This is a genomic window from Achromobacter sp. 2789STDY5608615 (genome assembly GCF_001298995.1).
Lineage (GTDB): Bacteria > Pseudomonadota > Gammaproteobacteria > Burkholderiales > Burkholderiaceae_B > Achromobacter > Achromobacter insuavis.
The window spans coordinates 15,910-26,297 of the sequence record NZ_CYTY01000045.1; the positions used below are offsets into that span (position 1 = coordinate 15,910).

The following is a 10,388-nucleotide window of genomic DNA, read 5'->3' on the forward strand; positions in this document are numbered from 1 at the left end:
GCGCCAGCAGATAGGTATGCAGCGGCACGTAGTCGTCGGCGACTTCGGACGGAAAGGTCTCGAAGCTGAGGTTGTCCGCCCCCAGGATCATGGCGCCGCCCTCTTCCACCAGATAGCGCGCCGCGTCCAGGCCCATGCCGGGCGGCTGGGCCATGTAGGCGGCCGGATCGTGGTACAGCTTCATGCGGCCGGTGCGGATCAGCACGATGTCGCCCTGGCGCAGTTCGGTCTTCTGGCGCGCCAGCGCGGCCTTCAGGTCCTGGCGCGTGATGCGGTACGCATCCGGCAGCATGTCCACGCCCTTGAGCGCGGCCACGTCGATCAGCACGCCGCGCGCCACCAGCGGCGGGAATTTCTCGATGCCGGTGCGTTTCCAGCCGCGGTCGCCCAGGTGTTCGTCGGCGCGAAAGCCGTTCCAGATCTTGCCGTGGATGCCGAAGTGGTTCAGCGCGTCGATATGCGTGCCGGTGTGGCTGTACATCGAGAACGCGGTGCCGGTGTAGCTGCGCGTGGCGTTCATGTCCTTGCCCACGCCCATCGGGTCGTCGACCTCGGTGCCGCGCGGCGTGTGCGTCATCCAGAACTGGTAGCGCGGATCGCCGGCGTCCTGCCAGCTGGGCATGCCCACGTAGTATTCGGTGGCTAGGTCATAGACCTTGTCGCCGGCCACGCGCGACATGACGGCGGCGCGCGATTCGGGCGTGATCAGGTTGAGGCGGCCGATCTCGTCATCGGGCCCCCAGGGGCTGACGCCCACTTCCTGGCCGGAGGCCGGGGCGCGCGACGGCGCGCCATGCGCGAACACGTTGCTGGCAAGAACGACGCCCAGCGCGAGGCCGAGCAGTTTGCGGGAGTAAGGGAACGGCATAAGACACCTTGAGCAGGAAAGCCTCGTCCGGCGGACGGGCAGGATTGAAGGAAAGAAAAGCGACCGTTGAAGGCGCCGGATCGGCGTCAGCCGCGCGCGGGCAGCAGCGCCGCCAGGCGCTGCCGCAGCTCGGTCAGCGGCAAGGTCTGCAGGCGGGCCTGGTGCGGCCCCGCGACCAGCGTGGGAATGGAATCGATGCCCAGCCGCGCGGCGGCGGCGCGGTCGTCGCGTACGCGCCGCGAGGCGTCCTCGCCCTGCATGACGCGGGCGAATTCGGCGCGGTCGAAGCCTTGCGCCACGGCAATGTCCAGCAGGACCGTGGCGTCTCCGATGTTGCGATGCTCGCTCAGGTGGGCGCGCTGGATCGCGTCGAACAGGTCCCAATGCGCCGCGTCGCCCGCGAGCAGGTGGGCCGCCTGGCAGGCCAGGGCGCCGGCCAGGCCGCTGGGATAGTCGAAGGTCTCGGCGCGCATGCCCTCGACGTCGATGCGCGCCTCGTCGTCATGGCGGGCGCAGGCGTCCCAATGCCCCAGGATGACGCGCTTGGCGCGCTCCATCGAGCCGAACACCCGACGCATCTGCTCGGGCGATTCCTGCAGCACGAAACTGCGCTGGCGCACCGCGATGCCGAGTTCGGCGGCCACCAGGCGCAGGCGCGGGGACATGACGTAGCACCAGCCGCAGACCACGTCGTGGAAGAAGTCCACGACCCGCGGTGCGGCGGGCGCGGGGTTGCCGGCGGGCGCGGCGAGGGTGGCGGGCGAGGTCGAAAACATGCGGACATCCATCGGGTTTCAATGGATGCCAGCTTACGGACGGGGCGGCGCGCGAGTAAGGCGCTCGCCGGCAGGACTCTATTCGCTGGGCGTCAACAATCGCCGCCCATGGCGGCCGGCAGGTGTTGCGCCAGGAAGTCCACGAAGGCCTTGACCTTGGGCTGGAGGTGGCGGCTGGTGGGATACACCGCGTAGACCTGGCGCGGCGCGCTGGGCAGGTCGGGCAGCACCCGCGCCAGCCGGCCTTCGGCGATGGCGGGCGCGGCCAGGAAGGACGGCAGCGCGCCGATTCCCAGGCCGGCTTCCAGCAGGTCGCGCAGCATCAGGCTGTTGTTGGCCTGGACCCGCGTCGGCGCGCCGAACGGGTCGGCGGGATGGCCGGCATCGTCGTCCGGCACCGGGCCGGGGCTGTCGGCCAGGCTATAGCTGAGGCAGTCATGCCCCCGCAAGTCGTCCACGCTGCCGGGATGGCCGCGTTGGGCAAGATACGACGGCGCCGCGCACAGCACCTGCGTCAGCGACGCCAGCCGGCGGGCGATCAGCGAGGAATCATCCAGTTGCGCCCGCAGGCGGATCGACACATCGAAGCCCTGCCCCACGGCGTCGACCAGCCGGTCCTCCATGGCCAGGTCCAGCCGCAGCTCGGGATACTGCCGCAGGAAGCGCGCCAGCAAGGGCGACAGCACGCTCAGCGCGAACGACACCGGCGCATTCACCCGCAGCCGCCCGGCCACGCGCCCGGCCTGCTGCTTGATGGATTTTTCCAGGGTGTCCAGTTCGTCGAGCAGGCGGCAGCACTCGGCATAGTAGGCGGCGCCGGTGTCGGTCAGGCTCATCTTGCGCGTGGTGCGCTGGATCAGCACCGCGCCCAGGTGGGCTTCCAGCGCGCGCAGCTGCTTGCTGAGGCCGGCGGACGACATGTCCAGGTCCTCGGCCGCCTTGGCGAGGCTGCCCAGTTCCACGATGCGCCGGAAGGCGCGCATGTAGTTGAAGGTGTCCATGGCGGAAACGGAGAGAAGGGAATCCCGGGATTCTGCAGCGATCGGCGGTATTCGCCAAACGGGGCGTCGGCGACGGATCATGGCGGCATAATCGAGGCAGCATCCACGACACGACAAGGAGACCCGACGCATGTCCATCATCCGCTCCTGGCGCGCCTTCCTGGCCGCCACCCTGCTGGCGGTCGCGGAGGGCAGCGCGGCCAGTTCGGGCGCGGCCGGCGAGACCGAGGCCGGCGCCGCCCTGTTGCAGGCCGCCGGCGACGGCGACGCCGCCCGCGTCCAGGCCCTGCTGGCCCGGGGCGCGCCGCTGGAAGCGCGCGACGCCGACGGCAACACGCCGCTGCTGCGCGCCACGCTGATCAACGCGGAGGCGGCCGCCGCGGCGCTCATCCAGGCCGGGGCGGACGTCAACGCCAAGAACGCCATGCAGGACAGCGCCTACCTGTACGCCGGCGCCCGCGGCCACAACGGCATCCTGGCGCAGACGCTGCGCCATGGCGCCGACCTGCGCAGCACCAACCGCTACGGCGGCACCGCGCTGATCCCGGCCTGCGAACGCGGCCTGGTCGAAACGGTGCGCATGCTGCTGGCGGCCGGCGTCGATCCGGACCATGTCAACCGGCTGGGCTGGACGGGCTTGCTGGAGGCCATCATCCTGAGCGATGGCGGGCCGGACCACCAGGCCGTGGTCGCGCTGCTGATCGCGGGCGGGGCCGATGTGAACCTGGCCGATGGCGATGGCCGCAGCCCCCTGTGGCACGCGCGTCAGCGCGGGCAGGCGACGACGGCGCAACTGCTGCTGGCCGCCGGGGCGCGCTGACGGCGCTGGCCGGCCCCTGTCTTCGATGTGAATGCGTGCGCAGGCGCGGGCCGGGCCCGGCGCGCGGTGATGCGGCGCTACGCGGCCAGGGCGGCCAACTCGCGGGTCTCGCCCGCCGCCAGGATCGGCGCGTCGGCGCGCGGCCGCCCCGCGGGCGCCGGCGCCAGGCGGCGAACGGCCGCCAGCACGTCGTGCGGCTCGGCGGGCTTGCGCATCAGCGTGGCGCGCCCTTCGCAGGCCGCGGCGATCTCGGATTCCGGGCGGCCGCTCAGCACCAGCACGGGCGTGTCGCCCAGGTAGGCGTTCTCGCGCATGGCGGTCAGCAAGGCCCCGCCGTCCATGCCGGGCATGGAAAAGTCGGTGATGACCAGATCCGGCCGCACTTCGAGCATCTGCCGCAGCGCGGTCAGGCCGTCCGTGTGCGTCGTGACGTCATAGCCTTCGCCGCTCAGGAATTCGCTCATCAGGGCGACCAGCACGGGCTGATCGTCGACCAAAAGGATTTTCGTCATGGTTGTCGGTGCCATGCATTCAAGACGCCGGCGGGCAAAACAGATTGGGGGAGAGGCCGAATCCTAGGACATGCGGGCTCTTCATGTGTGAAGTAATTGTATCCGGGCGAAACGAACGCCCCATACCCCTGTATATTTCCCCGGTTTGGCCTGGCGGCGGGGGTCAGAGCGCATCCCTATAATCGTCCACGCCGTCCCCGCCCCGCGCGCCGCCCTTTCCTCTGAACCGTAATCCGTTCTCATGCCGAATTCGCAGCAACCCGCCAGCCGCCACACCCTTCCGCGCACCCTGATCGCCGGCTTCGTGATGGCGGCGCTGGCCACCCTGCTCATCGCCTTCGTCAACGTGCGTTCGGCGGAGACGCGGACCCGCGCGGTCAAGGCCATGGACCGCGCCACCGAGACGGTGCGCCAGCTCAGCCTGTTCAACTCGGCGCTCAAGGATGCCGAGATCGGCCAGCGCGGCTATCTGTTGACGGGCGACCCCTCCTACCTGCAACCGTACCTGCGGTCGGTGCCGCTGATCGAACAGCGTCTCGAGGTGGTAAAGGAAGCGGCGGCCGGCGATTCGGCACAGCGCCGCATCGTCAACGACATCGCCGGCATCACCCAGCAGAAACTGACCGAACTGCGCGAGACCGTCGACATGCGCAAGGCCGGCGACGTGGAAGGCGCCATGGCGGTGGTGCGCACCGACGCCGGCAAGGATGCGATGGACCGCTTGCGCGACCTGGTCGCCGACCTGTACACGCGCCAGCTGAGCCAGGTCGAGGAGGAACGCGAGGCCTGGGCGGCGGCCTCGGCCACCTCGACCTTCTATTCCTGGGGCGGATCGCTGCTGCTGCTGGCGCTGATCCTGGCGTCGGCCGGCATGACCATCCGCGAATACCGCGCCAAGGCGCGCCAGGCCTGGGTCACGACCGGCCTCTCGGGCCTGAGCCTGCGCCTGCGCGGCGACCATCGCCTGGACGAGATCGGCAAGCGCGCGCTGGACTACCTGGCGGACTACCTGCACGCCAGCGTCGGCGCCGGCTACGTCGTCACCAACGGCGGCGACGACCTTGAACTGTTTGGCGGCTACGCCCTGCCGGCCGAGCGCCTGGCGCAGAAGATTCCCGCCGCGCAGGGACTGGTCGGGCAGGCCGCCAGCTCGCGCAAGCTGCTGCACCTGCGCGATGTGCCGGCCGGCCACTTCGAGGTCTCCTCGGCCACCGGCCGCTCCAACCCGGCCGAACTGATCCTGGCGCCCGCCATGCAGAACGAGCGGGTCTATGCCGTGATCGAGCTGGGCTTCAACCACGCCGTCGGCCAGAGCGAACGCAGCCTGCTGGAAGGCGCCTCCGAAATGCTGGCCTCCGCGATCCGCGCCGGCCTGGACCGCTCGCGCCTCGAAGCGCTGCTGGCCGAGACCCAGCGCCAGTCGGAAGAACTGCAGACCCAGCAGGAAGAGCTGCGCGTCAGCAACGAAGAGCTGGAGCAGCAAAGCCGCATCCTGCAGGAATCGCAGGCGCGCATGGAAGTGCAGCAGACCGAGCTCAAGCAGGCCAACGTCAGCCTGGAGCGCCAAACCGAGCAATTGCTGCGGGTGCAGGGCGCGCTGACCGACAAGGCGCGGCTGCTGACGCAGGCCAGCCAGTACAAGAGCGAGTTCCTGGCCAACATGAGCCGCGAGCTGCGCACCCCGCTGAATTCGACGCTGATCCTGTCCAAGCTGCTGTCCGAGAACAAGCCGGGCAACCTGAGCGCGGACCAGGTCAAGTACGCGCAGACCATCTACGAAGCGGGCAGCGACCTGCTGGCGCTGATCAACGACATCCTCGACCTGGCCAAGATCGAGGCCGGCCAGGCCACCGTGGAAGTCGAGGCCGTGGCCATCGCGCCGACGCTGGAACGGCTGCTGGATCCGCTGCGGCCGATCGCGCAGGACAAGCGCCTGGCGCTGGAACTGGACATCGCCGCCGACGTGCCGGCGTCGCTGCACACCGATCCGCAACGGCTGGGCCAGGTGCTGAAGAACCTGCTGTCCAACGCCTTCAAGCTCACCGAGCAGGGCACCGTGGCGCTCAAGGTCTCGCGCGCGCCGCGCAACATGCTGTCGTTCGCCGTGCAGGACACCGGCATCGGCGTGCCGGCCGACCAGCAGGAACTGATTTTCGAGGCCTTCCGCCAGGCCGACGGCAGCAGCCACCGCAAGCATGGCGGCACCGGCCTGGGCCTGTCGATCTCGCGCGACCTGGCCAAGCTGCTGGGCGGCACGCTGTCGCCGGTCAGCACGCCGGGGCAAGGCAGCGTGTTCACGCTGCTGCTGCCGATGCGCCTGGAGGCCGCGCCGGCGGCGTCCGGCCCCAGCCTCCCCGCGCCGATCCCGATGCCCCCCGCCATCCCCGCCTGGGCGGCGCCCGCCGCGCCCGCCCCGGCGCCGGTGGCCGAGCCCGCCCAGCCGGAGCCGGAGCCGTCCCGCGACGCCGGCCGCACCATCCTGGTCATCGAGGACGATGAACGCTTTGCCGCCATCCTCGGCGACCTGGCGCGCGAGATGGGCTTCGGCTGCCTGGCCGCGCACACCGCCACCGACGGCCTGGCGCTGGCGGCGCAGCGCCGGCCCGACGCCATCGTGCTCGACATCAACCTGCCCGACTTCTCCGGCCTGGGCGTGCTGGACCAGCTCAAGCGCAATCCCCACACCCGCCACATCCCGGTGCACATTGTCTCGGTGGCCGACTACGCGCAGGAGGCCATGGGCCGCGGCGCCATCGGCTACGCGCTCAAGCCGGTCAAGCGCGAGGAACTGACGCAGGCGCTGCGGCGCCTGGAGGCCAAGTTCACCCAGAACGTGCGGCGCGTGCTGGTGGTGGAGGACGACGACCGCCAGCGCGAAAGCGTGCGCGAGCTGCTGGCGCGCGACGACGTCGAGATCGTGCCGGCCGCGACCGCCAGCGCCGCCCTCGACCTGCTGCGCGAGACCACCTTCGACTGCGTGGTCATGGACCTGAACCTGCCCGACATCAGCGGCTACGAGCTGCTGCGCGAGATGGCCGAGCAGGAAAGCGTGTCGTTCCCGCCCGTGATCGTGTACACCGGCCGGGCGCTGTCGCGCGATGAAGAGCAGCAGCTGCGCCGCTTCTCCAAGTCGATCATCATCAAGGACGCGCGCTCGCCCGAGCGCCTGCTCGACGAGGTGACGCTGTTCCTGCACCAGGTCGAGGCCGACCTGCCGCCGCAGCAGCGCCAGATGCTGGAGCTGGCGCGCAGCCGCGACAGCACGCTGGAAGGCCGCACGGTGCTGGTGGTCGAGGACGACGTGCGCAACGTGTTCGCGCTGTCGAGCATCCTGGAGCCGACCGGCCTGCGGGTCGAGATCGCGCGCAACGGCCGCGAGGCCCTCGAATCGCTGGATCGCGTCGGCGTGGACGGCCACCCGGCGATCGACCTGGTGCTGATGGACATCATGATGCCCGAGATGGACGGCTACACCGCCATGCGCGAGATCCGCACGCGGCCCGAGTGGCGCCGCCTGCCGATCATCGCGCTGACCGCCAAGGCCATGAAGGACGACCAGGAGAAATGCCTGGCCGCCGGCGCCAACGACTACATCGCCAAGCCGCTGGACGTGGAGCGGCTGCTGTCGCTGGTGCGCGTCTGGATGCGCAAGTAGCGCGGCCCCGCGACCATGCCCCAGTCCCCACCGAACAAGGCGCAGACCGACGATATCGAGCAGCGGCTGCTGCTCGACGCGATCTATCACCAGTACCACTACGATTTCCGCGCCTACGCGCAGGCCTCGCTCAAGCGGCGCCTGCAGAGCGCGCTGTCCCACTTCGGCTGCAAGACCCTGTCGCAGCTGCAGGACCGCGTGCTGCATGAGCCTTCGGTGTTCACCGGCCTGCTGCAATTCCTGACGGTGCAGGTCAGCGACATGTTCCGCGACCCCAGCTACTTCCGGGCGCTGCGCCGCGAAGTGGTGCCGATCCTGCGCACCTATCCCTCGATCAAGGTGTGGGTGGCCGGCTGCAGCGCCGGCGAAGAGGTCTATTCGCTCGCCACCCTGCTGCACGAGGAAGGCCTGCTGGACCGCGCCCTGATCTACGCGACCGACATCAACCCGCAGGCGCTGCGCGCGGCCGAACAGGGCGTGTTCGACCTGGAGCGGGTCGCCGCCTTCACCCGCAACCACGCCGAGTCCGGCGGCCACGGCTCGCTGTCCGACTACTACACCGCGCGCTACGGCCGCGTGGTGTTCGACAAGCAGCTGCGCGAACACATGGTGTTCTCCGACCACAGCCTGGCCACCGACAGCGTGTTCGCCGAGGTGCACCTGGTGTCGTGCCGCAACGTGCTTATCTATTTCGAGCGCGATCTGCAGAACCGCGCGCTGCGCCTGTTCCATGACGCGCTGGTGCATCGCGGCTTCATGGGCCTGGGCTCGCGCGAATCGGTGCGCTTTTCCGCCCAGGCCGACGGCTTCGACGACTTCGTGCTCGAAGACCGCATCTACCGCAAGAAGGCGGGCCTGTGAGCGCCCCGACGCCGGATCGCCGCGACGCGGCGGGCGCCTGGGACGCCATCGTCATCGGCGGCTCGTCGGGCGCCATCGAGGTCCTGAACCTGCTGCTGCCCGCCCTGCCGGCCGGCCTGCGCGCGGCCGTTATCGTGCTGCTGCACCTGCCGCGCGACCGCCGCAGCCTTTTGGTCGACATCTTCCGCGACCGCTGCGCGCTGCCGCTGTGCGAGGCCGAGGACCAACAGGCGATCCAGCCGGGACAGCTGTATTTCGCGCCGCCCGACTACCACCTGCTGGTCGACCACGGGCCGCGCCTGGCGCTGTCAATCGGCCCGCTGGTGCATTTCTCGCGGCCGTCGATCGACGTGCTGTTCCAATCCGCCGCCGACGGCTACGGCGAGCGGCTGCTGGGCATCCTGCTGTCGGGCGCCAATGAGGACGGCGCCGCCGGCCTGGCCGCGATCCACGCCGCCGGCGGCCGCGCCGTGGTCCAGGCTCCGGACACCGCCGCCGTGCGCGCCATGCCCGACGCCGCCCTGGCGCGCATCGACGCCCCCCCCTGGTCCTGGCGCCTGACGCCATCGCGGCGCTGCTGTCGCAATTGCCCGCGCAGCCGCGGCCCTGATCCCCCTACTCCAAGACACCATGCTATTGACACCTGCCAAACCCTCGGACGACCGCATCAAGTGCCTATTGGTCGACGATGTGCCCGAGAACCTGGTGGCGCTGGAGGCGCTGCTGGCGAGCGACCGGGTCGACGTGCTCAAGGCGCAGTCGGGCCCGCAGGCGCTGGAACTGCTGCTGAACCACCCAGACGTGGCGCTGGCGCTGCTCGACGTGCAGATGCCCGACATGAACGGCTTCGAGCTGGCCGAGCTGATCCGCGGCAGCGAACGCACCCGCCACATTCCGCTGATCTTCATCACCGCCGGCTCGCGCGAACAGAACTGGCAGTTCCGTGGCTACGAGAGCGGCGCGGTGGACTTCCTCTACAAGCCGGTCGACCCCTACATGCTGCGCAGCAAGGCGAACGTGTTCTTCGAGTTGCACGAACGCCGGCGCGCGCTGGCGCAGCAGCTGGAAGCGCGCACCGAGGCCCTGCGGGTCAACGACATGTTCATGGCCGTGCTCAGCCACGACCTGCGCACACCGCTGCAGGCCGTCATCATGGGCGCCTCGATGCTGGAGCGCCAGGGCGGCGACGCGCGCGTGGTCAGCCTGGCGCAACGCATGCTGCAAAGCGGCGAGCGCATGAAGCACCTGATCGAGGACCTGCTCGACGTGACGCGCATCCGCCAGGCGGGCGGCCTGGCCCTGGCGCCCGCGCGCATCAGCATGGAAACGCTAGTCAGCCGCACGCTGGATGAATTGCGCACCGGCTTCGCCGACCGCCAGATCGAGGCCGAATGCCACGGCGACCCGGTCGGCGACTGGGACGGCGAGCGCATCGCGCAGGTGCTGGCCAATCTGCTCGGCAACGCCCTGCACCACGGCGCCCGCGACGTCCCGGTGCGGGTCGAGGTGGACGGCTCCGCCGCCGATCGGGTGGTGGTCACGGTCAGCAACGGCGGCAGCATTCCCGCGGAACTGCTGCCGCAGCTGTTCAACCCGTTCCGCAGCGGCGCGCGGCCGGCCGGGGGCCATCGCGGCCTGGGCCTGGGGCTGTTCATCGCGCAGCAGGTGGCGCAATCGCATGGCGGCCGCATCAGCGCCGAATCGCGCGACGCCATCACCCGCTTCCGCGTGGCGCTGCCACGGCAGGCGTCGACCGCTCAGGGTTGAGGCCCGGCCCCGCGCCCCATGAGCCCCGCGCGCCCGGGCCAAGGCGGCGCGCATCGCCGGATCGGGGGCCTGGACCGCGCAACGACGCCGGAGTTTTCGGTAGTATGTCGCCATGGTGCCGCGGCGCG

The 10,388-nt window shown here is 70.3% G+C and carries 8 protein-coding genes and 1 pseudogene; 5 read left to right on the forward strand and 4 right to left on the reverse strand.

Annotated elements, in window-relative coordinates; translation table 11 throughout:
- From AOZ49_RS26900 to AOZ49_RS26910, 3 genes are all read right to left on the reverse strand, one after another.
- Nucleotides 1-868, reverse strand: an 868-nt coding sequence (locus AOZ49_RS26900) for a cyclase family protein (RefSeq protein ID WP_054478791.1), incomplete at its 3' end; no start/stop codon positions are given.
- Between the two features lie 86 nt (nucleotides 869-954).
- Nucleotides 955-1,644 (reverse strand): DsbA family oxidoreductase, encoded by a 690-nt coding sequence (locus tag AOZ49_RS26905; RefSeq protein WP_231690450.1) that lies wholly within the window; start codon nucleotides 1,642-1,644, stop codon nucleotides 955-957.
- A gap of 92 nt (nucleotides 1,645-1,736) precedes the next feature.
- Nucleotides 1,737-2,645: a LysR family transcriptional regulator gene (locus AOZ49_RS26910; RefSeq protein ID WP_054478795.1), complete on the reverse strand. Its 909-nt coding sequence runs from the start codon at nucleotides 2,643-2,645 to the stop codon at nucleotides 1,737-1,739.
- A gap of 130 nt (nucleotides 2,646-2,775) precedes the next feature.
- Between AOZ49_RS26910 and AOZ49_RS26915 the strand changes: the two genes are divergently transcribed.
- Nucleotides 2,776-3,465, forward strand: a complete 690-nt coding sequence (locus AOZ49_RS26915) for an ankyrin repeat domain-containing protein (protein WP_082380597.1) — start codon at nucleotides 2,776-2,778, stop codon at nucleotides 3,463-3,465.
- A 77-nt stretch (nucleotides 3,466-3,542) separates the two neighbouring features.
- Here the strand turns inward: AOZ49_RS26915 and AOZ49_RS26920 are convergent, their stop codons facing one another.
- Complete coding sequence (locus tag AOZ49_RS26920) at nucleotides 3,543-3,977, reverse strand: response regulator (RefSeq protein WP_231690451.1); 435 nt, start codon at nucleotides 3,975-3,977, stop codon at nucleotides 3,543-3,545.
- Nucleotides 3,978-4,218: 241 nt separating this feature from the next.
- Here AOZ49_RS26920 and AOZ49_RS26925 point away from each other — a divergent pair, with 241 nt between their 5' ends.
- From AOZ49_RS26925 to AOZ49_RS26945, 4 genes and pseudogenes are all read left to right on the forward strand, one after another.
- Nucleotides 4,219-7,632, forward strand: a complete 3,414-nt coding sequence (locus tag AOZ49_RS26925; RefSeq protein WP_054478799.1) for a response regulator — start codon at nucleotides 4,219-4,221, stop codon at nucleotides 7,630-7,632.
- 15 nt (nucleotides 7,633-7,647) lie between these two features.
- The gene (locus tag AOZ49_RS26930) at nucleotides 7,648-8,493 is read left to right on the forward strand and encodes a CheR family methyltransferase (protein ID WP_054478801.1); all 846 of its coding nucleotides are present in this window, start codon (nucleotides 7,648-7,650) and stop codon (nucleotides 8,491-8,493) included.
- Nucleotides 8,490-9,103: pseudogene (locus AOZ49_RS32005) on the forward strand (chemotaxis protein CheB). Before AOZ49_RS26930 ends, AOZ49_RS32005 begins: the two are co-directional and overlap by 4 nt.
- A gap of 20 nt (nucleotides 9,104-9,123) precedes the next feature.
- Nucleotides 9,124-10,260 (forward strand): hybrid sensor histidine kinase/response regulator, encoded by a 1,137-nt coding sequence (locus AOZ49_RS26945; protein WP_054428862.1) that lies wholly within the window; start codon nucleotides 9,124-9,126, stop codon nucleotides 10,258-10,260.
- Nucleotides 10,261-10,388 lie beyond the last annotated feature (128 nt).

Coding starts and splice junctions, on each gene's coding strand:
- AOZ49_RS26915 (WP_082380597.1), top strand. CDS start 2,776: ATGTCCATCATCCGCTCCTGGCGCGCCTTCCTGGCCGCCACCCTGCTG.
- AOZ49_RS26910 (WP_054478795.1), bottom strand. CDS start 2,645: ATGGACACCTTCAACTACATGCGCGCCTTCCGGCGCATCGTGGAACTG.
- AOZ49_RS26920 (WP_231690451.1), bottom strand. CDS start 3,977: ATGACGAAAATCCTTTTGGTCGACGATCAGCCCGTGCTGGTCGCCCTG.
- AOZ49_RS26925 (WP_054478799.1), top strand. CDS start 4,219: ATGCCGAATTCGCAGCAACCCGCCAGCCGCCACACCCTTCCGCGCACC.
- AOZ49_RS26905 (WP_231690450.1), bottom strand. CDS start 1,644: ATGTTTTCGACCTCGCCCGCCACCCTCGCCGCGCCCGCCGGCAACCCC.
- AOZ49_RS26930 (WP_054478801.1), top strand. CDS start 7,648: ATGCCCCAGTCCCCACCGAACAAGGCGCAGACCGACGATATCGAGCAG.
- AOZ49_RS26945 (WP_054428862.1), top strand. CDS start 9,124: ATGCTATTGACACCTGCCAAACCCTCGGACGACCGCATCAAGTGCCTA.